18 protein-coding genes are annotated in these 24,933 nt (G+C 71.5%); 10 read left to right on the top strand and 8 right to left on the bottom strand.

From position 1 onward, the window contains the following. Positions 1 to 230 precede the first annotated feature (230 nt). Positions 231 to 4,181 (bottom strand): type VII secretion protein EccCa, encoded by a 3,951-nt coding sequence (gene eccCa / locus AB0I88_RS21365; RefSeq protein WP_361027001.1) that lies wholly within the window; start codon positions 4,179 to 4,181, stop codon positions 231 to 233. Between the two features lie 91 nt (positions 4,182 to 4,272). Here eccCa and eccD point away from each other — a divergent pair, with 91 nt between their 5' ends. The 5 genes from eccD (at position 4,273) to AB0I88_RS21340 (ending at position 9,623) form a co-directional block, all read left to right on the top strand. Beyond that, positions 4,273 to 5,682, top strand: coding sequence for a type VII secretion integral membrane protein EccD (gene eccD, locus AB0I88_RS21360; RefSeq protein ID WP_361026998.1), 1,410 nt, complete (start codon positions 4,273 to 4,275; stop codon positions 5,680 to 5,682). A 5-nt stretch (positions 5,683 to 5,687) separates the two neighbouring features. Further along, positions 5,688 to 7,046, top strand: coding sequence for a type VII secretion protein EccB (gene eccB / locus AB0I88_RS21355; RefSeq protein WP_361026995.1), 1,359 nt, complete (start codon positions 5,688 to 5,690; stop codon positions 7,044 to 7,046). A gap of 276 nt (positions 7,047 to 7,322) precedes the next feature. Continuing rightward, positions 7,323 to 7,838: a hypothetical protein gene (locus AB0I88_RS21350; RefSeq protein WP_361026992.1), complete on the top strand. Its 516-nt coding sequence runs from the start codon at positions 7,323 to 7,325 to the stop codon at positions 7,836 to 7,838. A gap of 706 nt (positions 7,839 to 8,544) precedes the next feature. Further along, complete coding sequence (locus tag AB0I88_RS21345; RefSeq protein ID WP_361026989.1) at positions 8,545 to 8,955, top strand: NUDIX domain-containing protein; 411 nt, start codon at positions 8,545 to 8,547, stop codon at positions 8,953 to 8,955. A 245-nt stretch (positions 8,956 to 9,200) separates the two neighbouring features. Beyond that, on the top strand, positions 9,201 to 9,623 hold the full coding sequence (locus AB0I88_RS21340) for a hypothetical protein (RefSeq protein ID WP_361026986.1): 423 nt from the start codon (positions 9,201 to 9,203) through the stop codon (positions 9,621 to 9,623). Between the two features lie 2,012 nt (positions 9,624 to 11,635). Here AB0I88_RS21340 and AB0I88_RS21335 read toward each other — a convergent pair. The 4 genes from AB0I88_RS21335 to AB0I88_RS21320 form a co-directional block, all read right to left on the bottom strand. After that, a complete protein-coding gene (locus AB0I88_RS21335; RefSeq protein ID WP_361026983.1) occupies positions 11,636 to 11,797 on the bottom strand; it encodes a hypothetical protein in 162 nt (53 codons plus the stop codon). Between the two features lie 312 nt (positions 11,798 to 12,109). Next, positions 12,110 to 13,351 carry a S8 family serine peptidase gene (locus AB0I88_RS21330; protein ID WP_361026980.1) on the bottom strand — a complete coding sequence of 414 codons (1,242 nt, stop codon included), beginning with the start codon at positions 13,349 to 13,351 and terminating at the stop codon, positions 12,110 to 12,112. Positions 13,352 to 13,425: 74 nt separating this feature from the next. After that, positions 13,426 to 13,710, bottom strand: a complete 285-nt coding sequence (locus tag AB0I88_RS21325) for a WXG100 family type VII secretion target (RefSeq protein ID WP_361026977.1) — start codon at positions 13,708 to 13,710, stop codon at positions 13,426 to 13,428. Positions 13,711 to 13,730: 20 nt separating this feature from the next. After that, positions 13,731 to 14,090: a WXG100 family type VII secretion target gene (locus tag AB0I88_RS21320; RefSeq protein WP_361026974.1), complete on the bottom strand. Its 360-nt coding sequence runs from the start codon at positions 14,088 to 14,090 to the stop codon at positions 13,731 to 13,733. Between the two features lie 201 nt (positions 14,091 to 14,291). On the opposite strand from AB0I88_RS21320, the gene AB0I88_RS21315 reads away from it, so the two are divergent. Then, entirely contained in the window at positions 14,292 to 15,302 is a 1,011-nt protein-coding gene (locus AB0I88_RS21315) for a hypothetical protein (RefSeq protein WP_361026971.1), read from the top strand. A gap of 4 nt (positions 15,303 to 15,306) precedes the next feature. Next, positions 15,307 to 17,490: a hypothetical protein gene (locus AB0I88_RS21310; protein ID WP_361026968.1), complete on the top strand. Its 2,184-nt coding sequence runs from the start codon at positions 15,307 to 15,309 to the stop codon at positions 17,488 to 17,490. 18 nt (positions 17,491 to 17,508) lie between these two features. Here AB0I88_RS21310 and AB0I88_RS21305 read toward each other — a convergent pair whose 3' ends face one another. Continuing rightward, entirely contained in the window at positions 17,509 to 17,877 is a 369-nt protein-coding gene (locus AB0I88_RS21305; RefSeq protein WP_361026965.1) for an RDD family protein, read from the bottom strand. A 191-nt stretch (positions 17,878 to 18,068) separates the two neighbouring features. Between AB0I88_RS21305 and glnA the strand changes: the two genes are divergently transcribed. From glnA to AB0I88_RS21290, 3 genes are all read left to right on the top strand, one after another. Further along, positions 18,069 to 19,493, top strand: coding sequence for a type I glutamate--ammonia ligase (gene glnA, locus AB0I88_RS21300; RefSeq protein WP_361026962.1), 1,425 nt, complete (start codon positions 18,069 to 18,071; stop codon positions 19,491 to 19,493). A gap of 165 nt (positions 19,494 to 19,658) precedes the next feature. Further along, positions 19,659 to 20,855, top strand: coding sequence for a sensor histidine kinase (locus tag AB0I88_RS21295; protein WP_361026959.1), 1,197 nt, complete (start codon positions 19,659 to 19,661; stop codon positions 20,853 to 20,855). After that, positions 20,852 to 21,523: a response regulator transcription factor gene (locus tag AB0I88_RS21290; RefSeq protein ID WP_361026956.1), complete on the top strand. Its 672-nt coding sequence runs from the start codon at positions 20,852 to 20,854 to the stop codon at positions 21,521 to 21,523. Before AB0I88_RS21295 ends, AB0I88_RS21290 begins: the two co-directional genes overlap by 4 nt. Positions 21,524 to 21,553: 30 nt before the next feature. Here the strand turns inward: AB0I88_RS21290 and AB0I88_RS21285 are convergent, their stop codons facing one another. Together AB0I88_RS21285 and AB0I88_RS21280 are read right to left on the bottom strand one after the other, a co-directional pair. Further along, positions 21,554 to 24,082 carry an FtsX-like permease family protein gene (locus AB0I88_RS21285; protein ID WP_361026953.1) on the bottom strand — a complete coding sequence of 843 codons (2,529 nt, stop codon included), beginning with the start codon at positions 24,080 to 24,082 and terminating at the stop codon, positions 21,554 to 21,556. A 3-nt stretch (positions 24,083 to 24,085) separates the two neighbouring features. Further along, positions 24,086 to 24,832, bottom strand: a complete 747-nt coding sequence (locus tag AB0I88_RS21280) for an ABC transporter ATP-binding protein (RefSeq protein ID WP_361026950.1) — start codon at positions 24,830 to 24,832, stop codon at positions 24,086 to 24,088. Between the last annotated feature and the right edge of the window lie 101 nt (positions 24,833 to 24,933).

Below are 24,933 nucleotides of genomic sequence, written 5' to 3'. Positions count from 1 at the left end.
CGCTACCCGGCACCCACGTCGTGCGGCCTGGCAAAGCGGGGCCGGACCGGATATGCGCTGGTAGCGAGCCTTTACTGATAAGCCAGCAGGGTCAGCACTGAGAACGAGCCGAAACGCGCGCGTCAGCCCGGCGGGCGCGGCACGGGCTTGACCCGGCAGTGGGCCGCGTGGGTGCCACGGGACTGTCGTGGTTGCGTTTGAGGGCGGGCTCACGCGTACCGGAAATGATCTCAACGGGCCGGTGGGGACCAGGCGAGCTGGACCAGCCGCGCGCCGTGCCGTCGGGTGATCATCCAGGCGCGGCCCGGCGGCAGCGGCTGGGGTTTGATGTTGCCGAAGAGCGGGCCCTCCTCGCGGGAGCCGGACATCATGATGCCGGGCGAGGCGAGTTCGCGGATGCGGCCGATGACGGGGTCGAACATGGCGCGGCCGGCGCCGCCGATACGGCGGGTGATGATCACGTGGAGGCCGATGTCGCGGGCCTGTGGCAGGAATTCCAGCAGCGGGGTGAGCGGGTTCGGGCTGGCCGAGGCGATCAGGTCGAAGTCGTCGACGAGGACGTAGAGCTCAGGGCCTTTCCACCAGCTGCGGTTGCTGAGCATCTCGGGGGTGACGTCGGCGCCGGGCAGTCGTTCCCGCATCGCGACCGCCACCTGGTTGACCAGGTCGGCGGTGACCTGATGCGACGTGCCGTAGCCGATGGTGTGTTCGGGGGCGACGCAGCCGAGCAGGCTGCGCCGCAGGTCGATGAGGAGCAGCCGGGCCTGGGCCGGGGTGTGCGAGGCCGCGATCGACCGGGCCAGGCTGCGCAGGAAGGAGCTTTTGCCGCTTTCCACGTCGCCGAAGAGCAGCGCGTGCGGTTCGGCGTCGAAGTCGAGGTGGACCGGTTGCAGGTCGACTTCGGCGATGCCGATGGGGACGGCGCCGCCGCGGGCCGCGGGCAGCGCCTCGAACGGCAACTCGGCCGGAAGCAGGCGCACCGGCGGGGCGGGTGTGGTGGTCCAGTGCTCACCGACGTGCCGGACCAGTTCGGCGACGGCGTCGGCCAGGTCGTCGACGCGTTGTTCCCGGTCGATGCGGGGCAGCGCCGCGAGGAAGTGGTAGCCGTCGGGGGTGAGGCCGCGGCCGGGGGCGCCCTCGGGCACGTTCACCGCCTCCCGCCGGTTGATCACCGAGTCGCTGGCCTCGCCGAGACGCAGTTCGATGCGGGTGCCGAACACGTCGCGGATCTGCGGGCGGACGTCCATCCACCGGTTGGTGGCGGCCAGGATGTGGATGCCGAAGCCGAGCCCGCGGTTGGCCAGCTCGTGCACGGTCTGTTCCAGGTCCTCGAACTCGGCGCGCAGCGTGGACCAGCCGTCCACCACGAGGAAGACGTCACCGAACGCGTCCTCGGCGAACCGGCCCTGCGCCTTGGCCCGCCGGTACGCCGCGGCGCCCTCCACGTTCGCGGCCGCGAACATCTCCTCCCGGGCCCGCATCAGCCCGTGCAGCTCGGCGATGGTGCGGCGGACCTTGTCGACGTCGCGCCGGGTCGCCACGCCGCCCACGTGCGGCAGGTCGGCGAGGGCGCTGAGCGGGCCGCCGCCGAAGTCGAGCCCGTAGAACTGCGCCTCACGCGGGGTGTGTGTGAGCGCCAGGCTGACCACCAGGGTGCGCAGCAGGTTGGACTTGCCGGACTGGGCGGACCCGACCACCATCACGTTGCCCGCGGCGCCGGCCAGGTCCAGCCACATCGGGTCGCGGCGCTGCTCGTACGGCTTGTCGATGATGCCGCCGAGCGCGTGCAGGGCGCCGAACCGTTCCTCGGCGTCGACGGTGAGCCCCCGCTCCGGCATGGTGATCGCGGGCGGCAGCATCTGGCCCAGGGTGGGCGCCTTGTCCAGTGGCGGCAGCCACACCTCGTGGGCGGGCGCGCCCTTGCCCTCCATCTGCCGGACCAGCACCTCGATGAGGGTGTCGCCGACGGCGGTCTCCTCCTGCGGTGTGTCCTCCTCGTCCCGTGAGTCGGAAAGCAGCGGGGCCACGTAGAAGGTGGAGAACTCACGGATCGGGTTGCCGCCGCGGCCGCCGGTGCCGGGCAGGTCGCCGTTCTGCCGGACGGCGCCGGAGACGTAGGCGGCCTTCACCCGGATCAGGCCTTCGGTTCCGGTACGCAGGTAACCGTGGCCGGGCGAGCGGGGCAGCTCATACGCGTCCGGCACCCCGAGCACGGCCCGTGACTCCATCGACGAGAAGGTCCGCAGGCCGATCCGGTACGACAGGTGCGACTCCAGCCCGCGCAGCCGCCCCTCCTCGAGTTTCTGCGAGGCGAGCAGCAGGTGGATGCCGAGCGACCGGCCGACCCGGCCGATCTGGACGAACATGTCGATGAAGTCGGGCCGGGCGCTGAGCAGTTCGGAGAACTCGTCGACGATGAACAGCAGGCTGGGCAGCGGGGCGAGCGGCACCCCGGCGGAGCGGGCCCGCTCGTAGTCGCGCTGGGACGCGTAGTTGCCGGCCTTGCGCAGCAGCTCCTGCCGCCGGGTCAGCTCGCCCTGGATGGCGCCGAGCATCCGGTCGACCAGGGGCAGCTCGTCCTCCAGGTTGGTGATCATCGCGGCGGTGTGCGGCAGGCGGTCCAGTGAGGCGAACGTGGCGCCGCCCTTGAAGTCGACCAGCAGCAGGTTGAGGATCTCCGGGCTGTGCGTCATGGCGAGCGCCAGCACCAGGGTGCGCAGCAGCTCCGACTTGCCGGAGCCGGTGGCGCCGACGAGCAGGCCGTGCGGGCCCATCCCGTCCTGCGCCGACTCCTTGAGGTCCAGCTCGACCGGCCGCCCGTCCAGACCCACCCCGATCGGCACGCGCAGCCGGTCGCGGTTGGGGCGGCTGGCCCACAGCTCGTTCAGATCGATCGAGTACGGGTCGGGCTGCTCCAGCAACTCGGCCAGCCCGGTGTCCTGGGAGATGGCCGGCTGGTCGGCGAACGAGGCCGCGGACAGCCGCAGCGGGGCCAGCTCCCGGGCCAGCACCTCGGCCTCCGGCAGGCTGAGCACGTCCGCTTTGCCGACCTCGGTGGGGCCGTCCATGGTGGTGCCGGTGACCGTGCCGTCGGCGGCGATCTCCAGCACCACCGAACTGTCGTCGAGCAGCCGGGGCGGCGGCACCGACAGGTCGACGAGGGTGACCCCGGCGACGCCGCCCTCGGTCATCAGGTGGTCGGAGCCGGCCGTCGAGCCGCCGTCGATGATCACCATGACGTGCGGGCCGCCGCCGGGCGCGCCGGCCGGGTCGAACCGGGGCCGGTTGACCAGCACGTCGTCGAGCATCGCCTCGAGCGCCGGGATGCTCGGCGCGACCAGCCGGACCGGGCCGATGGCGTCGGTCTTGCCCGGATGCTGGCCGTGCGGCAGCCATTTCACCCACTCCCACCGGGCCCGCTCGTGGTCCGGCACGCAGACGCCGATCCGCAGGTCGTCGGGGGCGTGGAAGGTGGCCATCTGGGCGATCAGGGCCCGGCTGAAGTCGTGCGCCGGCTGGGCGGCGCCGCGCACGTAGATGTGCGAGAAGTCGCGCAGCGCCACCGACACCGGCAGGTCCGGCACCACCGAGTAGGTGTTGACGAACTTGCGCAGCGCCATGGCGCAGAGCGGCTCCAGCTCGTCGACCGGCCGGGTCTGCGGCGGCACGAGACGGGTGGCGACCTCCTGCGGGCCGACCGCGATCCGTACGACGGTGAAGTCGGCGTCGCCGCGGCGGCGCTCCCACAGACGGCCGCTCTCGGTGAACGTCCACAGGGTCTCCGGGTCCGGGTTGCGGTAGTAGAGGGCCTCCCGCTGGCGGCGGATCGTGTCCCGCAACTGGGCCCGCAGCTGGGAGAGATGCCGCAGGTACTGCCGGCGTGCCTCGATCATCTCGCGTTTGCCGGGGCCGGTCTGGTTGCTCGCCATCATCGCGATCATGCCGAGGATGGACACGCCGTACATCGCGCCGGCCACGTAGGCGATCGGGCCGCTGCGCTGGGTGCCCATCATCAGGCCCATGGCCGCCGCGCCGGCGCCCATCGGCAGGATCATCAGCATCCGCTGCCAGCCCTTGCCCTGCGGCGGCGGCACCTCGGGCGGCGGGTCGAGGGGGACCTCGCCGGAGGGCATCACGGGCGCGGGCCGGCGCGGCGGTCGCTTGATGATCGTTACTGTCACGCTGGGCTCCCCGTCGGTGACGTAGCGACGACCATCCTAGCGTTCATCCGTAAGCGTGAATGGATCTTCGCAGCTTGCTACGTTGTCCACTGTGAGCGCACCCGCAACGAGCGGGCCCTCCCTGGCCCGGGTGACCATCGCGGCGCCGACCCGCCGCCTCGACCTCGCCCTGCCCGACAACATGCTGGTCGCCGAGCTGCTGCCGCACCTGCTCCGGCACGCCGAGGGCGCGCTCGGCGAGCCCGCCGAGCGGTACGGCGGATGGGTGCTGCGCCGCGCCACCGGCACCGCCCTCGAACCGGGCCGCAACCTGGCCGCGCAGGGTGTCCGCGACGGCGAGCTGCTGCACCTCAACCCGGCCCGGGAGGACTGGCCGGAGCTGGCGTACGACGACGTGGTCGAGGTGATCGCCAGCGGCTCCCGGCGGGCCGCCCGGTCGTGGAGCCCGGCCGCGACCCGGCGCTGCGGGCTCGCCGTCACCGCCGCCGCCCTGCTGCTCGGCCTGGCCGGGCTGGCCGCGACCGGGCCGTCGTGGGTGCTGCCGGGCGTGGTCGCGCTGGTGGTGTCGCTGTCCTGCGCGGTCCTGGGGATCCTGCTGTCCCGGGCGTTCGGTGACGCCGGCGCCGGCGGGGTGGTGGCGGCGAGCGGCCTGCCGTACGCGTTCTTCGGAGGCGCCTGGCTGCTCACCCAGCCCGGCGGCGGATTCCTCAGCGTGAGCGCCCCCGGCCTGGTTCTGGGCTCGTCGGCGCTGCTGGTGGTGAGCGTGATCGGGCACGCCGGGGTGGCCGGGACGGCCCGGCTGTTCGTGGCCGGCATCGCGGCCGCCCTGACCGGCCTGCTGTCGGCGACGCTGGCGCTCGGGGGGATGTCCGCGGAAGGCGCCGCCGCGGTGGCGATGACCGCGGCGATCGGGCTGCTCCCCGCCTATCCGGTGCTGGCCGGCTGGCTGGGCCGGCTGCCGTTCCCGGACCTGCCGAACCGGGCCGAGGAGATCCTGGCGGACAAGCCGATGCCGCGCCGGGCGGACGTGTTCGCGGCCGTGGTCCGCGCCTCCGAGGTGCTGACCGGGTTCATCCTGTCCGCGGCGATCTGCAGTGTGGTGGCGATGGCCTGGCTGGCGCTGTCCGGTCCGGACACGGCGGCCGTGCTGCTGATGGTCGCCGCGATCACCGCGCTGCTGCTGCGCGCCCGGCTGCTGCCCACCCCACAGCAGCGGGTGCCGCTGCTGACGGCCGGGCTGATCGGGCTGGCCGGGCTCGGTGCCGGGCCGGTCGTCACCGGCGCCGTCTCCGGAGTGGTGCTGGTCGCCGGGGCCGCCCTGGTGGTGGCGGTGGCCCTGCCGTCGGCGCTGATCTACAGCCGCAAGGCGCCGTCGCCGTACCTGGGGCGGGCCGCGGACATCCTCGACATCGTGGCGATCATGGCGCTGATCCCGCTCGCCTGCGCGGTGATCGGCGTGTTCGACGACATCCGCGGCCTGTTCGCCTCGTTCGGGGGGTGACGCCGGTGATCTCACGTCGCGACCAGTTGCAGTCGTACCAGTTCATGAACCAGCGGGTCATCTCGGCGCTGGTGATGCGCGAGACCGATCCGGCCCAGTCGCCGCTGCGCCGCGGCATCGGCGCCCTGTTCGGCGGTCTCATGGTGGCGATCCTGGTCGCCGCCGGGTTCGGCATCTACGGGCTGCTCACGCGTACCGGCTCGAACCAGTGGCAGCGCGAGGGCTCGGTGGTGGTCGAGCGGGAGACCGGCGCCAGCTTCGTCTATCTCGGCAACCGGCTCAACCCGGCGCTCAACTTCACCTCCGCGAAACTGGCCGCCGGCCGCCCCAACCCGCCGGTCTTCCGGATCGCGGCGAAATCCCTCACCGGCACCCCGCGCGGCGTCACCATCGGCATCGCCGGCGCCCCCGCCTCACTGCCCGAGGCAGGCCGCCAGGTGCGCCTGCCGTGGACCATGTGCGCGGTCCCCGGCAACCGCCCCACCACGGTCCTGCTGGTCGGCTCCGGCGGCCCCACCGCCACCCCCACCGGCGACCGCGCGCTGCTCACCACCGACGTCATCGCCGGCGACGTGCACCTGGTCTGGCAGGGGCGCAAACACCAGATCCAAGATCCGCGTACGACGGTGCAGGCTCTGTTCGGCGCCGCCCAGCCCATCCGGATGGGCACCGCCTGGCTCGACGCCCTCCCGTCCGGCGCCGACATCGCCCCGATCAACGTCAACGACCGCGGCGACCCGTCACCGGCCGCCGGGGGCTTCGACAACGGCGACATCCTGGTCACCCAGACCGGCAGCGGCCAGCAGTTCTACCTGATCCTGAACGACGGCCGGGCCGCCATCACCCCACTCCAGCAGGCGGTCCTCAACGCCGGCTTCCCGGCCCGGCCGAAACAGATCTCGGTCAACGACCTGACCGCCATCCCGGAGAGCCGCGCCCTGCAGAACGACGACCCGTCCGTCCGCGGCCCGCAGATCGTCCCCGAACTCGCGGCCATCGACCAGGGCGCGTCGGCGTGCGCGGTGACGACCGCCGCGGACAAGCCACCGGTCGTCTCCACGGGCGCTCCCGCCGCCGCTCTGGGCGCGACCATCCCGACCGGCGGCGCCACCGGGAACGGCCGCCCTCTCGCCGACGCGGTCCAGGTCCCGGCGGGCCGCTTCGAGCTCGTGCGGGTCCCGGGGTCGGGCGGATTCATGCTGGTCACCGACGTCGGGTTGCGGCATGCGGTGCCCGATGCGGAGACTCTGGCACGCCTCGGATATGCCGCCGGCAACGCCATCGAGGTCCCCACCGCCTTGATCAACTCACTGCCGGCGGGGGTCACCCTCGATCCGGAGGCCGCCGGCCAGCCCGCCACCTGACCATGGGGCCCCGGTGCGGCGCTCGCTCTTCCGGTGCGGCGTACGGCAGCCTGATCAGCCCACCGTCCCACCTGGCTGCTTCCCGGACGGTGGCCGGGCCGTCCGCTCACCGATGACACCGTCGCCCGACGGCTGCACGAACATGGGGACCACAACCACGCCAAGCCCGCAACACGCCCTGTTCATGCTCGGCACCGGACCTCCTACGCCGCCGACGTCAGTGCCCGCTCGTCGTCTTCCGTCAGCCCTGCCACCTCGAACAACAGGACACCCCCGATGAACCCCGACTCTCTCGATCCACGCTGGGTCCGCACCTGGGCCGCCGGCATCACCACACACCTGCAAGCAGTGCTGGCCGCATTCGACACCTACTACCCGTTCCCGCCCGGACGAAATGAGGTCGTCCTCGCTGGTCCCAGCCAGGGCCCTCTCGACATTCTCCGGGCACGATCGAGCGCCCCATCGGACCTCATCGCCTTGTATCAGGTGATCCAAGAAGTGACCATGCCCGACATCGGAAACGGCATCTTCATCCACGCGCCCGAGGACGTCATCGTCGGGCTCGCCGACGGCCCTGTCCCGCTTGACGACGGCAACACCGGCACCACCTTCGCCAGCAACGGCGGCGGAATCCTCTACGCCATCGACCGCAGCAACAGAGTGCACCGCTCACACGACGCTTCCACCGACAGCGGCTTCGAACCCGTCGCCACCGACCTACGCGTCTTCCTCGAACACGTCCTCGATACCGTCGCAAACTTCGCCGCTACCAGAACCGCCGGCGACATCTGACGCTCATCTCGCGACCGACGGCAGGCATTCCAAGACTTCCGATAGCCGATCTCACCATTACACGGGTCCGGAGACTTTCATGAACACGGCCTTGCGCAAGGCCCTCACCCCGGCGTTCGACACGCCGCACGGGCAAGAGAAGGAGCGGTAGACGGCGGCCAAGCTCGACTATCGATGGAATCTGTGGCAGGTGATGGCCAGCCGGGAGATGTTCCAGACCACAGATCTGCTCGAACCGCTGGCCCAGCGCGAGATCCGGCTGTCGTCCAGTCGGATCTACCGGCTGGTGGCCGCGGGCATGCCCGCCTCGGCGACCAAGGCACCTCGCGTCGGCTGTTCCCAAGCGGAGAACCCGAGCGGCACGTCAACTCCTCCCGTCTCGCCGAACGGCTCCGTCGACTCGGGCCTACGGCCAGGGCAGATGGGCCGCCGCGCTGTTTCAACTCAGCACCGAACTCCCCGCAGCTTTGCTTGCCCGGATGCCTGGCATCCACATCACCGTCGCGGTCGCCTGGCAACGCGCCTCGGCAGGAGACCGGGCCATCTACGCAGCGGACGTCAGCCGCCGGTGAAGCAGATGTCAAGCGGCAGAGTCCGCACCGGCCCAGGATCACCACAGCGGTGTTTTCAACCACCCCGGACCGCATTGGCTATCCGGGCTCAGTCATCGAATCCAGTGCCGGCAATGCCATGACACGATCTTGCGATGGCCACCTACGAAGTCGCACTCGTGATCCTTGTCGATCCGTCAGGATCCGTGCTCATGCAGCACCGCGATGAGCATGCCCCAGTGTCGCCGAATCAGTGGAGCCTGCCAGGTGGCCGTCTGGAACCGGGAGAGACGCCCGCGGAGGCGGCTCACCGGGAACTGCTGGAAGAGACCGGCCTCACGGCCGACTGTTTGCACCCGCTGTGGAGCGGTCCGCGGCCATACGAGGCCGGGTTCCCGCACACCGTGACGGTCCACGTCTTCCGCGGCGCAACCAACGCCCGGCAGGACGACGTGGTACTCGGCGAGGGACGCGCCATGGTCTTCGTCCCGCGGAACGACCTCCTCGAACGCGACCTGGCGGTCACAACCGCCGCGATCCTGCCGTTCCACCTCAACGGCGGATGAACCCATCGACGTCACGGACCAGCCGCGCACCGATCCCGCGGGCCGGCGCCGCAGTCGACAAGCCGTGGGCACACACGAAGTTCGTCCGATCAGCACTCTCTACAGCTGCGGCCAGCCCGACACCTCGCACGCGATCGGCCACCGATGCCGCTCCGCCGGCAGGGAAGGAGCGTCGAGAGCGCCGACCCACGTTCGGCATCATCCGACGAGACCACTGACGAATCGCGCGGCGCGAAGACGGGCACGTGCGCGAGCGGTACCGGCAAACGATACGTCTCATCCCGGACCGGCACGATGTTCCGAACAAAACCGACACACTGAACAACTCCCATCCGGCCCCGGCCTTGCGCCGCACAAGAAGACGCACGATCACCACGGGCTCGGGAACCTCGATGTCGGCGCCGACCCAAACCTCAGCGGTGCTCCCCGAGGGAAGCCACGACGCCTCCGGCACGGACTTGATCGACTTCAGAGAGTCGATCAAGCAGCCCCTGTTGCCCGGCACTGTCGACGCCGATCAGGATCTTGCGCCGGTAGCCGGCCGGGAGCTGGACGATCGCGGCGCATTCAGGCTGAACAGCCGAGGCCAAACGGGCAGAACCATTGTTGGGCAGCGCTCGTCGATCCGGTTTCGTGTTCCTGTCGTCATCGTCATGGCCCTTCCGTAGGCGCTCGTCTGCGGAAGGCGGCCGGGTTGTGGCCTCGCTGCCCATCGGCGGTCGCTGAGCGGACGGGCTGCGGTCAGGGTAGTCGGGCAGATCGGCGTCGGTGGCCGGGCTTGCCGGAACCGGGCGTACTCACAAGCCTCGACCCGCTCCTCGGCGGGCCGACGATGCTCCGTCGACGAGGGTGCTGTGGCCGCATCGCTCAAGTTGTCGCATCGATACGCGGCTGCCGCATAGAAATCCTCCAGCACCCTGAGATTGGCATGATCTACTTCCTGGCCGGGCTTACACTTTTCGGCGCGGGCGCAGGACAATTCATGCATGCGGCAGATACAGCTATTCGGCACCGGGCAGTTGGCCGCAATACGCGACCGGAACGCACGGCGGAATTACTCTCCGGCCGCTGAGAGTTTTCGTCGGGAGCATGAGCGTCACCGGGCTTGGGGATTGACTCAGCGTCACGCTCAGCGGTTGCGGCGCGCCCGCGCCGAAGCCAGCGCCCGCCAGTCTGCCGCGGCGGCCGGCGTGGTCCCAGGATGCGACAAGGGTGACGGTTCGGCGGCGAGACCGATGTCGACGACCACGTCAACGACGGTCGTTCGGGACGGGGCGTCTCGCTCTTGCCGGGCCCTCACCGAAATCGGTTCCCAGGCGCTGGGCGGCGGGGGCAGATCGCACGCCGATCCTGACCGGCCACAGCATGGCCAACCGCAGATCGCTGCGGCAAAGGCCACGGGCCCGGGTCGCTCGCCTGCATCTCCGGCAACCCAGAGTTGTGAGCCTGGTCATGACAGGCGCCCTTGCCGCGAGCCGAGCGAACAAGCGAGCTCCGGCCATCACTCATCGAGCATCGGGAACCAGGCCCCCACCCGAACGAACGCCCAGACCTCAGCCGTCGGCCTGCACGGACTCCGAGCCGTGGCTGCACGACGGTTGAACGAGCAGGCAGACGTCCTTTCGAGTTCGGGCCCGGAGGTGAGAGCTGCCCCCTGAGCGAGTCCGTCAGGCCTGGGGAGCTCTGCGCTACCTCCTCTGGCCAGGGCAGCCCGGCAGTCCGAGCCGGAGGTGAGGGCGATGCGCCGGCCGATCTCGGCGGCCGGATTCGCGCGCTGTTCGAAGCCGGGCGGCCGGGTGGGCTTACGGCGGAGTCCTTTGATCCGCAACGTGCACGGCCTGGATCTGGTGGGCATGGAGCAGGCTCCGAGAGGCCCGCCCGAAGCGCCGATGCCAACAATTGCAAAAGATCGGGCACCCCAGCGACGTCACTACGGATTGTAGTCAACCATCAGCCCACAATCAGGCCTTGACCGCTTTCGAAACGGCTGACACGTAGGGGTCTGAGCCGTGGATCGAAACGGCGCTTCGAATGAGCTCAGGGCCATTATCCAACACCATCGAAAATCTCGGCCGCCCAACCCTGGAAACACATTCGGCAGCATTTGCGGTCACCGCCGCTTTATCCTGTCCGTTTCGTGGGCACGTTCCCGTAGTGGCCCAGGCAGGCGTTGACGCTGATGCCGCTTGCCGCAAGCTGATCAAGATCGCCGGATCCGCGGCGGTGGCCGGTGCGCGGCGCAGCCGAACAGGGACGATACGAGGAAGGCTTCGCCTAGGCCGTAGGACTGAGGGCTCGGGCTGCACCGCCCGTATTCAGAACAGGGGTGACCGGACTTCGAGGCCGTCGCCGATCTTGCAAGCTCACCCCGGCCGAAGATCACCTCAGCCTCGACCAAAGAGTCGTCGGCGAGCGGTGTTTCGGCACGAGGCCTGCATGCCGGCTCCGGGCGGTGGATCGGACAGACTTCGCCGGCTGGCGCCTACGAAGGTTGCGCTTGGTGCCGCTGCAACGTGATGGTCTCAGCGAGCGGGATGCGGCGGGCAGGAGCCGACAATCATGTGGCCTCGAGCGCCATGAATACAGCCGCAGGCGGTATTTTCCCAGGCCACGTCAGCCAAGATGAAAGCCCGTGACCGTGCAGGCTCGCAGCAGCCGAACGCTATGCCGGAGACCACGGTCAGCGATCACGCAGGCTGCCCAGCGCTACGCCGACGACGAACACAAAGTGATCATGCGGGCCGGCCAGGTTTGGGGCCGCGCCATGCAGGGTCGGAACATCGATCAAGACAACGAGACGGTGAAGCCGCAGCCGCCGCATCGGAACCGCCCGCAGCGACATGGAAGATCGTCGCGGTAGACGGCGGCCGACGGTGGTTCAGCCGCGTTGAAAGCAACGAACACCGTGCAAGAGGGGGACGGTGCGGGGTCCGACCCCGTGTCCGAAGCCCCCTACCGGGGACGGAACCTGGAAGGAACGCCGGAAGAAGGCGGCCAGGAAACGCCGGGAAGGAACGCTGCCCGGCAACTGCAGGCAGGGGCGTTGCCAGCAACAGCGTGCAGGGCGGGACCAGGCGCGACGGGCAGGACGCAACCAACAACAGGGACGCGACCAAGCAACAGCGGACAGGACGCGATCAGCGATGAGGCGGGGTCAGGGGCGGCGGGCGGGTTCGGGAGGCTTGGGCGGGTCGTCGAGGAGCATGATCGGCGGGCCGGGTTCCAGGGGCTCCGGTGGGGTGTCCAGGTGGGGGGCGAGGCCGGGCCGCCAGTGACGGCGGCGGCTTCGGCGTAGGGCGGTGGCGGCCAGGAGCAGGGCCGGCACCAGGACGGCGGCTGTCGCGGCGCTCGTCAGTGCTATCGACCGGCGCCGGAGTTCGGCGTCGTCGACGGCGGGTGGGGGCGCGTCGAGTGCGGGCAGGCGGCGGGCGGCGACATCGACGACCTGGGCGGTCAGTGCCGCGTACGGGTTGACCACGCCGGCGCCGAACGCGGGGCCGGTGGGGGCGGGGCTGGCGGTCGCGACCAGGTGCCGGGCGGTTTCGGCGGCGTTCAGGTCGGGGTGGCGGGCCCGGGTCAGGGCGGCGGCCGCGCCCACGTAACCGGCGGCCACCGCGGTGCCGTCGACTTCGACCAGGCCGCGGCCGGTCTGGAGGGTGGGTACGGCGACGCCGGGTGCCACCAGGTCGACGTAGTCGCCGCGCTGGGAGTCGGGCCAGATCCGGCCGGTCTGGTCGATGGCGCCCACGCCGAGGACGTTCGGGTAGGAGGCGGGGTACGGCTTCGGGTTGCCTTCGTCGGGGCCGCCCAGGTCGCCGACCGCCGCCACGACGACGACGTTCCGGGCGGCCGCGGCTTCGACGGCGGCTTCCAGATCCCGGTCGTCGTCGTAGACGGGAGCGGCGACCACCACCACGTCGGCGCCGTTCTGCACGGCGACGGTGATGCCTTCGGCGAGTGTGCCGGGGGTGGGTTCGGAGCCGGCCGGGTCGTCGAGCATCACCCGGACCGGCAGGATCCGGGCCGCCGGGGACAGGCCGGCCACGTCGTTGTCGCCTCCGGATCGCTGGCCGCTGATCACTCCGGCCACCTGGGTGCCGGTGCCGGTGCAGTCCTGGGCGGCGCCACCGGCACCGATGACGCCGGCGCCGGCGAGGACCCGGTTGCCGAGCTGCGGCTGGCCGGCGTCGACTCCGGTGGAGAGGACGGCCACGGTGACGCCGGCGCCGTTCTCCAGCGGGGTGACGGCGTCGGCCCGCAACATCGCGCGCGGCCATGATCCGTTTATCTGGGCACGGCCGGGTTCGGCGCAATTCTGGCCGGGCGCGGCGAACGCCGGAACGGGCGCCGAAAGAATCGGAACAATGATCGACAGGAACAGCATCGAAGGTTTCATGAGACCCACCCGGGGAAATGGGAACGGCCGTCGGCGGAATGCCGACGGCCCGGTCCTCGCGTTACCGTTTCCGATCACATGTTGCTGGCGATCTGCGCGTCCACCTGCTGCATGCGCTCGGCGGAGGCCCCCAGCCGGACGCCGACGCTGGCCAGCGCGGATTTGATCTCGGTGGCGCCCTGGTTCCACTTCTGCCGGGCCTCGTCGCAGGCGGTGCCCGCGGCGCCGGTCCAGTCCTGGGCGAACAGCTGGGTGAAGGCGGTGTACAGGTCGTTGAGCTCGCGGTCCATCTGGCCCTGGAAGGTGTTGATGGCGGCCGACACGTCGGCGATCTGGCCGAAGTTGTAGGTGATGTTCATGGTTCGGTCTCCGTTCCGGGTCAGCCGCGAAGGGCGTTGATGACGGCGCTGTCGGCGCCACCGGCGGCGGCGGCGCGCAGGTCCTGGGCGGCTTCCTCGTCGTTGGTGCCGTACGTCTGGGAGGCGGCCGACATCTTGCCGCCAAGCTCCTCGAGCGCCTGCATGATCTTCGCGAGTCCGTCGTTGAGCTGCGCCGAGACGTCCTGGAGGGCGTTGTTCGCGGTTCCGGCGAAGGCGCCGCCGCTGAGACCCTGGATCTGGCCGAGCAGCTGGTTCATGCCCCGGGAGATGTTCTGCCCGGTGTCGGAGCAACGGCCGGCCATCGCGTTGAGCTGTTCCTGTGTGGCATGGACCTGACCCATGCCCGGAGTACCTGCCACGATCTTCTCCCCGATTCTCGTGAGTGGGTTATGCCAGTCCGTACGCCCACCGTACGGATCCGGTTCGAAGCTTTTTCAGGGAAATTCCGTCGAACCCGATCCGGGGATCCGGCGTACTCTCCTGCGTCACCTGCTCACCGCGATCGACAATCAATTTGATCAATTGCGGTGACGAATCAACGACAGTCCGGGGGAGGCGTGATGAGCGTAGACAATCCTTACGCGGACCAGACCGCGCAGAACACACGCGCGCCGTGGCTCGGCGGTGGCCCGCCGGTCGACGTCGACCTCGACGGGATCCGTGAATACGCGACCCTCATGGCGAACCAGCAGACGGACATCATGTCCCGCGCCGCGTACCTGGCGCCGCTCGGCCAGATGCCGGCCGCCGCCTTCGACGGCGACGTGCTGGGCGAGGCCGACGCGGTCCGGGCCCGGCTGGTGGCGAACGCCGGCGAGCTGACCGTCTACATGCAGAAGCTGGCCGAGTCGCTGGGCAACATCGGCAACGCGGCGCGGACCATCGCCGACAGCTACGGCAGCGGCGACGCGATTTCCGCGGCCTCGCTCAACGATGTGCTCTTCGCGTACGGCGACAAGAGCGTGCCCCGGCCGGAGGGCCTGCCGCAGGGCGTCGGGACGACCTTCCAGGAGCAGCAGGCGGCCGCCCAGCCGGCGATCCCGGCCGCGAACAGTGGTGAGTGGACGACGACGTCGGTGACGCCGCTGTCGGCGTACCAGTCGCTGGAGACGGCGGTCGGGCCGAACGGCGAGCGCCGCGAGGTGATGACGTTCAGCGCGCCGGGCAGTGGGGTCACCACGGTCACCACCACCATGTTCGGCAGCAACGGCGAGACGGTCTCGTCGGTCACCACCCGCACCTCGACCCGGCAGACCGGGAACGTCGAGATCAACGTCGAGGAGACCTTCGGACCCGACGGCAAGCAGACCGGCACGACGGAGACCCGGACACGGTACGACGGGGAGCACGTGATCGGCCGCAGTTCCGAGGTCCGCGACGCCGAGGGCCAGGTCGTCCACCGGACCGTCGAGACCACCGACGCGACGAATGGCGAACAGGTGACCGTCACCTCGGAACGCGACGAGAAGGGCCGGGTCGTCGACACGAACCGGGTGGTCACCGGCATCGCCACCCAGGGGCAGGAGGCTCCCACTCCGCCCATCGCCGAGAAGTACCGAGTGAACGGCTGATCCGATGGCTGACTACTACGGCGCGACCGCCAACCCCAACTACGGGTACAGCCCGTACAGCGGACAGACCCACTACGGCAGCTACCCGCCCTCGACGACGCCGTTCACCGGCGCGCCGGGCGGCGGCAACACGACGAGCATCGAGGAGATCCGGCAGCGGATCCGGAACATGCATCCGGAGCAGATGGCGGCGCTCGCCGACCAGTGGCAGAACGCCTGGTCGTTCCTGGCGGACGTGAAGACGTTCGTGCTGAGTCAGAGCAACGTGCTGCGGGACGAGGCGTGGCAGTCGCCGGCCGCCCGGGACGCCTTCCTCAAGCGGGGGCCCGGGGAGACGCTGGCCTACCTGGACGTGTGGATGGACGCCGCGCAGCAGAACGTGACCGCCCTCCGGCACATGGTCAACGTCTCCACCGAGGCCCGGTACGCGATGGAGCGGCTGGTCCTGGACTACGAGCAGGAGCTGCGGGAGGCGCAGCGGGTCGACTTGCTGGAACACGTCGGCGCGTTCTTCACCGAGGGCGTCAGCTGGAGCGCCGCGGAGCTGGAGGAGATCGAGGAGGACCAGTCCCGGGTTCAGGAGAAGTACCGGTTCGAGGCGCAGAAGCTGGCCGCCTACTACGGGGACCAGTTCTTCGACTACATCGCGCCGCTCTCCAGCGGTGTCGGTCCGCCGGTCCAGCCGATGAACGCGGTGCTCAGTCAGCCCGCCGGACTGCCCGGCGGTGGACTTCCGGGCGGGCTTCCGGGCGGGCTGGGGCAGGGCGGTCCGGGTTTCCAGCCGCTGCCGGTCGGCAACCCGCCGGCGGCTCAGCTGCCGCCGGGCACCCTTCCGCCGGGCGGCCTTCCGCCCGGGCAGCTGCCGCCCGGAGTGGAACTTCCGGCGCCGGGGCAGCCTGGCGTCGTACCCCCGGGGTCTCTGCCGCCCGGTGTGACGCCTCCCGGAGCCTTGCCGCCGGGCCTGTCGCCGCCGGGTCTGCCGGCGCCGGGTGGTCAGCTGCCGCCCGGTGTCGTGCCGCCGCCCGCGACGCTCCCACCGGGGACGTTGCCGCCGGGAACGCTGCCGCCGGGCACCCTTCCGCCCGGGCAGCTGCCGCCGGGCGGTGGGCCGTCGGTCATTCCGCCGGGCAGCATCCGGCCCGGGCTTCCGCCACAGCTGGGGCGGCCGGGGCGGGGGCCGAACGCGGTGCCGCCGGGAAGCCTGCCGCCGGGACGGACGATCCGGCGCCCGATCGGGCCGGTCGCGCCGGTCGCGCCGCCGGGTGGGCGCGAGATCCGGCGTACCGGGCCGGCGGGTCTTCCGCCGACCTCTCCGGCCGGCCGCCCGGGACGTCCCGGACGGACCACGCCGGGTGTCACCCCGCCGCCCGGACGGACCACGCCCGGCGTCACCCCGCCGCCCGGACGGACCACGCCCGGCGTCACCCCGCCGCCCGGACGGACCACGCCGGGTGTCACACCGCCTCCCGGCCAGCCCGGGCGGACCCCACCCGGTGTCACGCCGCCGCCGTCGCAGGCCGGCCGCCCCGGGCGGAACGCGCCCGGTGTGACGCCGCCTCCCGGGCAGACCGGGCGGCCCGGTGACCGTGGCCGCGGGCGCCCCGGCACACCCGCCCGGCCCACCGGCTCCGGAGTGGACGCGTTCGGCCGCCCGCCCGGCCAGGCGGCGCCCCCGGTGCTGAAGAATCCGGCGGAGGAACGCGGCGCCCGGCCAGGCAGCGCGGCCGAGATGCGTCACCCGGCCACCCCGCAGCGGCCCGGCGGCACCGCGCCGCCGGTGCTGAACCGGCCCACCTCGCCGGCCGCTCCCCCGCCCTACCGGCCGACCCGCCGGGATCGCGGCCTGCCGCCGTGGTCCGATCTGTTCGGTGCCGAGGAGGCGCGCAAGCGGGGCGGATCCGGCGTCGTCGACGCGCCGGAACGGGCCAGGCCGGACGGCGGCCCGTGGGGTCTGCGCAGCCGGGCGGCCACCCGGCCGGAGACGCCGGCCGAACCGAACCGGCCCGGAACGGTCGCGCCCGAACTGGGCCGGCGGCGGGGCGGCGGCGACCCGGTGCCGGTCCGCGAGGACCACGACCTGGTCACCGACAAGCAGGCTTTCGAGGTACGGACGCCGGGCGGCAACGTGGTGACCGGCCGGGGCGAGGAACCGCCGGAGCCGGAGATCCGCCGGGCCTTCCGGTCCTGAACGGCCTTTGAAACGGCGTCAGGGCCGGGGCACTGCCACCACGATCGAGCCGGCGGCCCGGTCGTGCAGTCCCCGGCCCTCGCTGTTGAGCAGGATCGCCGGCACGAAGAGCGCGAGCAGGCAGGCGCGCAGCAGGCCACGGCCGAGTCCGATCACACCCCCCTCGGGGTACGCGTCACAGCGGATCCGGAACAGGCGCATGCCCGGTGTCTGGCCGAACAGTCCGAGGAAGAAGGTGTTGGCGGCGACCAGCACGAGGACCGCGGGCCAGGCCTGCTCCGACGGGCTGGCGTAGAGGCTCGCGATCAGCAGGCACAGCACCCAGTCGATGACCAGCGCGCCGAGTCGTGGGCCCAGACCGGCCGTCTCGTTCACTGAAGCCGCCACGGCCGACGAGCCTACGCGATAGGGTCGCGGATGATCGGCTCGCGCCCCGCCGTGCCTGCTCGAAGCGTTACGTAACACGGCGGAAACAATCGGGATACGCCGGGGCAACTCCGTACCCATAACGTCGCGACCAGCCCTGCCAGGTGGCGGCCTGTGCCGCCCGGTATCGGAAAACTGTGCCAGGAGGACGTGTGTTCGCCAATCCCGAGGAACTCCTGCGATACCTCAAAGACGAGGATGTCAAGTTCGTCGACGTACGTTTCTGTGACCTTCCGGGTGTGATGCAGCACTTCAACATCCCGGTCGAGTCGTTCGACGACAGCGTCGTGACCGACGGCCTCGCCTTCGACGGGTCCTCGATCCGCGGCTTCCAGGCCATCCACGAGTCCGACATGATGCTGCTGCCGGACGTCGCCACCGCCTTCGTGGACCCGTTCCGCATCCAGAAGACGCTGGCGCTGAACTTCTTCATCCACGACCCGTTCACCCGCGAGGCGTACTCGCGTGACCCGCGGAACGTGGCGAAGAAGGCCGAAGCCTACCTGGCGGCCAGCGGCATCGCCGACACCGCCTACTTCGGTGCCGAGGCGGAGTTCTACATCTTCGACTCGATCCGTCACGAGACCTCCGCCCACCAGGCGTTCTACTACATCGACTCGATCGAGGGCGCGTGGAACTCGGGTCGTGAGGAGCCGGGCGGCAACCTGGGCTACAAGACCACCTTCAAGGGTGGCTACTTCCCGGTCTCCCCCGTCGACCACTACTCCGACCTGCGCGACATCATGGTCCGCAAGCTGATCGACACCGGCTTCACCGTCGAGCGCTCGCACCACGAGGTCGGCACCGCGGGCCAGGCCGAGATCAACTACAAGTTCTCGACCCTGCTGCACGCCGGCGACCAGATGCAGCTGTTCAAGTACATCATCAAGAACACCGCGCGGGCCGAGGGCAAGACGGTCACGTTCATGCCGAAGCCGCTCTTCGGTGACAACGGCTCCGGCATGCACACCCACCAGAGCCTGTGGCTGAACGGCGAGCCGCTGTTCTACGACGAGACCGGCTACGCGGGTCTGTCCGACATGGCCCGGTGGTACATCGGCGGCCTGCTGCACCACGCGCCGTCGCTGCTCGCGTTCACCAACCCGACCGTCAACTCGTACCGGCGTCTCGTGCCCGGCTACGAGGCCCCGGTCAACCTGGTCTACTCGCAGCGCAACCGCTCCGCCTGCACCCGTATCCCGGTGACCGGCAGCAACCCGAAGGCCAAGCGCGTCGAGTTCCGCGTCCCGGACCCGTCGTCGAACCCGTACCTGGCGTTCTCGGCGATGATGATGGCCGGCCTCGACGGCATCAAGAACAAGATCGAGCCGCCGGCCCCGATCGACAAGGACCTGTACGACCTGCCGCCGGAGGAGTGGGGCAACGTCAAGCAGGTTCCCGGCTCCCTCGACGCCGTCCTCGACTCCCTCGAGGCCGACCACGAGTACCTCACCGCCGGTGGCGTCTTCACCGAGGACCTGATCTCCACCTGGGTCGACTACAAGCGCACCAACGAGGTCGACCCGGTCCGGCTCCGCCCGACCCCGCACGAATTCGAGATGTACTACAACGTCTGAGCGCTCAACACCCTGGACCGCGGTTGCACCATCGCTGCGGGCCGCGGGAGCGAGACGGGAACATCCGGCGAGCCGTCGACCGCCCCACCGAGGGCGCGGTCGACGGCTCGCCGAGCCTTGTCCGGTGCCGGCGGCTAGGCTCGGCTCGTGATCATCCTGCCGACGATGTTCCGGACACGTTCGGACGCATTCGACGTGCTGGTGGCCGCGCTCGTCGGTGCCCTGGCACTGATGGCCTGGAACATCGGGCCCTCCGCCGTCCCGCTGACCGTCCTCGGCCTGGCGATGGCGGCCGTGCTGCTGGTCCGCCGCCGCCGCCCGCTGACCGTGCTTGCCGTCGTCAGCCTCCTGGCCCTGGCCCAGGTCCTGCTCTACCCGCCCCGGTACGACCCGATGCCGCACGACGTGGCGGTGCTGATCGCCATGTACACGGTGGTCGCGGGCGCGATCCCGACGTGGCACACCGTGATCGCGGTGGCGCCGGTTGCCGCCGGTTGCGGCATCGAGGCGTACCGGCACAGCGAGTCCTTGACCTACCAGCTGTCGATGTACCTGGCGGTCACGGCGGGCACCTGGCTCGGCGCATACGCGGTGCGTACCCGGCGGCTGTACGTGGCCGGGCTGGAGGAGCGGGCGGCCGCCGCCGAGCGGGAACGCGACGCGCTGGCCCGCGTCGCCGTCGCCGAGGAACGTGCCGCCATCGCGCGCGAACTGCACGACGTGATAGCGCACAGCCTGGCCGTGATGATCGTGCAGGCCGACGGCGCGGCCTACACCCTGGACACCGACAAGGAGCAGGCCCGCGCCGCGATCCGGCAGGTGGCCGGCACCGGCCGGGAGGCTCTGCAGGACATGCGCCGCCTGGTCGGCGTGCTGCGCCACGGCGGCCCCGACGCGTCGGCGGCCGAAGCCGAGCCGCGGGCCGGAGCCGACCGGCGAAGCCTGCACCTGGGCGGGCTCGACGCGCTGGTGGAACGCGCCCGGTCGGCGGGTGTACGCCTGACCACCGAGGTGGACGAGAACCGCCCGGACCTGCCACCCGCGCTGGAGCTGACCGCGTACCGGCTCGTTCAGGAGGCGCTGACCAACGTGCTGCGGCATGCCGGCGCGAACCCGCGGGCCACCCTGCGGCTCGGCTGCACGGCCGGCGCCCTGACGATCGAGATGGTCGACGACGGCGGCGCCGGGCCGGCCCGGGAACCCGTGCACCCGGGCGGGCACGGACTGATCGGCATGCGCGAGCGGGCCGCCGTGCACGGTGGGCGGTTCACCGCCGGGCCGGTCCCGGGCGGCGGCTGGCGGGTCGCCGCGACCCTGCCACTGCCGGCGTGCACCGCCGCGGCCGAGGCGGTCGCCGCGTGACGATCCGGGTCGTGGTCGTCGACGATCAGGCGCTGATCCGGGCCGGTTTCCGCATGGTGCTGGCCGCCCAGGAGGACGTCGAGGTGGTCGGTGAGGCCGCCGACGGTGCGCAGGCCCTGCGCCTGCTGCAACGGGTGCGGGCCGACGTGGTGGTGATGGACGTACGGATGCCGGTCATGGACGGGGTGGAAGCCACCCGGCGGCTGGCCGCACGCGGCGGGGACGCGCCTCGCGTGCTGGTGCTGACCACCTTCGACACCGACACCGACGCGTTCGCCGCGCTGCAGGCCGGGGCCAGCGGGTTCCTGCTCAAGAACGTGCCCCCGGAGGACCTGCTGGCGGCGATCCGGGTGGTGGCCGGTGGGGACGCCGTCGTCGCGCCGCGGATCACCCGGCGGCTGCTGGACCGCTTCGCCGGCCAGCTGGTGCCGCGGGCCGGGCGTACCGGCGCGGACGACCGGCTCGCCCAGCTCACCGAGCGGGAGCGGGAGGTGTTGATGCTGGTGGCGCAGGGGCTGTCCAACTCGGAGATCGCCGGTCGGCTGGTGCTCGCCGAGACCACGGTGAAGACCCACGTGGGACGGATCCTGACCAAACTGGGCCTCCGGGACCGGGTGCAGGCCGTGGTGCTGGCGTACGAGACGGGCCTGGTGCGGCCCGGCGAGTGACCGCCGGACCGCACCAGGCGCCGCAACCGCTCAGGTGTCGGCCATACCCGCCACGATCGAGGATCGGGCCGCCAGGCGGGCCGGCAGGACCGCCGCCAGCACCGCGGCCCCGGCCGCCACCGCGACGTAGCAGGCCAGCCGTCCCCACGGGACGGTGATGGCGGTGGTGAACCCGACGTACATCACCCGGCTGGTGGCCGACCCGTACAGCAGCCCGAACCCGATCCCGACCAGGGCGCCCACCGCGCCCATCAGCAGCGCCTCGAGAAGCATCGTGACGCGCAGCCGGCCGCGGGTCAGGCCGAGCGCCCGCAGGGTGGCCGACTCGCGGGTGCGTTCCAGCACGGACAGCGACATCGTGTTGACGACACCGATCAGCGAGATCACGATGGCGAACCCGAGCAGGGCGTCGACCACCCCGAGCAGCTGGCCCAGCGTCGCGGTGGTCCGCTGCCGCCAGCCGGCCAGGGAGTTCATCGTCACCAGCGGGTAGTCCGCGGTGACCGTCTCCACGGCGGTCCGGGCCCGCGGGACGCTCCCGTCCGCGGCCTTCACCCCGACCATGGTGTCTCCGTCCGCACCGGCCACGGCGGTGAGATCCGGCCAGTTCAGCAGCAGGTCACCGAACTGTCTGGCGGCGTGTGCCACGGCCACCACGGTCACCGTCGTGGAGCGGCCGTTCCTGGTGACCGTGACCTGGTCGCCGACCTTGCGCGCGCCGATCGGGCCGCTGCCGGCGAAGGCGATGGCGGTACCGGGCCGGAACCGGGCGTACTCGCCGGCGGAGACGTACGGCCGGACCAGGACCCCGGTGCCGCCGGGGTCCACGGCGCCGGCCTCGACGCTCGAGCCGTCCACGGTGGCCGTGACGACCCGTACCTCGGCGACCGCGCCGATCCCGTCGGCGCCGCGCAACCGCTGCGCGACCGCGGCCGGGACCCGCGCGTCCGGGCCGCCGGCCCGGTCCGGCTGGAGGATGAAGTCGACCGGCAGGTACGTGGTGATCTGGGTCCGCGCCGTCTGCTCCACCGACGACAGGGTCACGCTCGCCGCGGCCATCAGCCCCACCGCGATCATCAGCGTCGCCGTGGTCGTCGCGGTACGGCCGGGGTTGCGTCGCCCGTTCGCCACCGCCAACCGCGCCGGCACCCCGAGCAGCCGGACGGGCAGCCAGCCCAGCACCGTGATCAGCCGGCCGAGGAACAGCGGTGACAGCAGCAGCACCGCCAGGAAGTTGACCATGCCGCCGATCACCACCTCGAGAATCGCGGTGTTGCCCTCCCCCTGCGAACCGGCCACGGTCAACAGGGTGCCGGCGACCGCGCACAACGCCGCGGTCGCCGAGAGCACGACCCGGGTCCGCCGCCGGGCGCCGGTGACCCCGGCCGACACGGCCAGCGCCGCCACCGGCCGGACCCGGGTGGCCCGGATCGCCGGCACCACCGCCGACACGGCCGTGACCGCGACGCCGAGCAGCAGACCGGCCGCCACCGGAGCGGCGGTCAGCACCAGCGGGTGCGCGGGCAGCGTGGTGACCAGCCCGTTCAAGCCGTGGAACAGGCCGTAGGCGACGAGCATGCCCAGGGCGACCCCGCAGACCGCGCCGACCAGGCCGACCACGGCCGCCTCCAGCAGCACCGACGCGAACACCTGCCGGCGCCCGGCGCCCACGCAGCGCAGCAGGGCCAGTTCACGGATCCGCTGGGCGATCAGGATGGTGAAGGTGTTGTAGATGACGAACACCGCCACCACGCAGGCGATGATCGCGAAAACCAGCAGGACGTGCTGGAACGAGCCGAGCTGACCGATCGCCGCGGTGGCCAGGTCCTCGCGGTACCGGGTGCCGGTGCTGATCCGGTCCTGGTGCGGCAGGGCGGCGCGGACCCGCTCGGACAGGGCCGCCTGGGACACCCCGGGTGCGGCGGCGATCACCACCTCCCGGAAACCGTGGGCGCCGGTGAGCGCGGTCAGGTCGGCGTCGGTGAGGACCAGCACGGAGCGGTCGGCGTACTGCCGGGCGGCGCCCAGACCGGCGATGCCCACCAGGGTCAGGGTGTGCCGCCGCTGCCGGGCGTCCAGCACCGTGACGGTGTCGCCGACGTGGTAACCGGTGTGCCCGGCCGTGTCGCTGTCCAGCAGGGCCTGGCCCGGCGCGGCCGGTACGGTCCCGGACACCACGTCGTACGGGCGCAGCTTCGGATGCTCACCGGCGGACAGGGCCAGCCCGGAGTGCTGGGCGTCGCCGACCACCTTGCCGTCCCGGGACAGCAGCGGCAGACTCTGCGAGTTGCGGCCCTCCACCGCGGAGACGCCGGGAACGGCACGGATCGTGTCGACGACCGAGCGCGGCAGGTCCGAGCGCGACGAGCCGTGCGGCGCGCGGACGGCCACGTCGACGTTGCGGGCGGTGCGGGCGACGCTGTCGTACAGGGCGGCACGGGCGGTGTCGCTGAAGATCAGAGTGCCGGCGACGAGGGCGACGCCGAGCACCACCGACAGCGCGGTGGCGGCCAGGCGCAGCGGGCGGGCCCGCAGCCGGGCCAGGGTGACGCGGACCATGGGTCAGGCCCCCAGCAGCTTCAGCGCGGCCAGCACCGAGTCCGGTGTCGGCTCGTCGATCGAACCGGCCGGCCTGCCGTCGCGCAGCAGGACCACCTCGTCGGCGTACCCGGCGGCCACCGGATCGTGGGTCACCATGACCACCGTCTGGCCCATCTCCCGGACACAACGACGCAGGAACGCCAGCACCTCACCACTGGCCGCGGAGTCCAGGTTGCCGGTCGGCTCATCCGCGAAGATCACCTCGGGGCGGCCGAGCAGCGCCCGGGCGCAGGCCACCCGTTGCTGCTGTCCGCCGGACAGCTGCGCGGGCCGGTGCCCGAGCCGCTCACGCAGGCCCAGGACGTCCACGAGGTGCGCCAGCCAGTCCCGGTCCGGGGTACGGCCGGCCAGTTCCAGCGGCAGTGTGATGTTCTGCTCGGCGGTCAGCATGGGCAGCAGGTTGAACGCCTGGAAGATGAAGCCGATCCGGTCGCGGCGCAGCCGGGTCAGTTCGGCGTCGCGGAGCCGGGTCAGGTCGGTGTCGCCGAGGCGTACGGTGCCGCCGGTCGCCGTGTCCAGCCCGGCGGCGCAGTGCATCAGGGTGGACTTGCCGGAGCCGGACGGGCCCATGATCGCGGTGAACCGGCCGGCGGGGAAGTCGAGGGTCACCCCGGCCAGCGCGGACACCGCCGTCTCGCCGCTGCCGTACACCTTCGTCAGGTCGCTGACCTGCACCGCGGGCTTGGTTTTCGTAGTGGAAACGCTCACGGTTCGACGCTAGGGACGGCGGCGCCCGCCGTCGTCGACCCGCAGATCGGTTCTGCGGTACACCGCAGGTACCACGGTCGCCCCCGGGGTGGTACCCGAGG

This window comes from Actinoplanes sp. NPDC049802 (assembly GCF_040656595.1).
Classification (GTDB): Bacteria; Actinomycetota; Actinomycetes; order Mycobacteriales; family Micromonosporaceae; genus Actinoplanes.
The sequence above is the reverse complement of the archived record's forward strand: the minus strand, read 5'-3'. Positions and strand labels throughout refer to the sequence as shown.

What these genes read in the sequence shown, in the direction of transcription:
- AB0I88_RS21335 (WP_361026983.1), bottom strand. Translation starts at nt 11,797, where the DNA reads ATGTCGCTGCGGGCGGTTCCGATGCGGCGGCTGCGGCTTCACCGTCTC.
- AB0I88_RS21295 (WP_361026959.1), top strand. Translation starts at nt 19,659, where the DNA reads ATGTTCCGGACACGTTCGGACGCATTCGACGTGCTGGTGGCCGCGCTC.
- AB0I88_RS21325 (WP_361026977.1), bottom strand. Translation starts at nt 13,710, where the DNA reads ATGAACATCACCTACAACTTCGGCCAGATCGCCGACGTGTCGGCCGCC.
- AB0I88_RS21285 (WP_361026953.1), bottom strand. Translation starts at nt 24,082, where the DNA reads ATGGTCCGCGTCACCCTGGCCCGGCTGCGGGCCCGCCCGCTGCGCCTG.
- AB0I88_RS21330 (WP_361026980.1), bottom strand. Translation starts at nt 13,351, where the DNA reads ATGAAACCTTCGATGCTGTTCCTGTCGATCATTGTTCCGATTCTTTCG.
- AB0I88_RS21350 (WP_361026992.1), top strand. Translation starts at nt 7,323, where the DNA reads ATGAACCCCGACTCTCTCGATCCACGCTGGGTCCGCACCTGGGCCGCC.
- AB0I88_RS21345 (WP_361026989.1), top strand. Translation starts at nt 8,545, where the DNA reads ATGGCCACCTACGAAGTCGCACTCGTGATCCTTGTCGATCCGTCAGGA.
- AB0I88_RS21310 (WP_361026968.1), top strand. Translation starts at nt 15,307, where the DNA reads ATGGCTGACTACTACGGCGCGACCGCCAACCCCAACTACGGGTACAGC.
- AB0I88_RS21315 (WP_361026971.1), top strand. Translation starts at nt 14,292, where the DNA reads ATGAGCGTAGACAATCCTTACGCGGACCAGACCGCGCAGAACACACGC.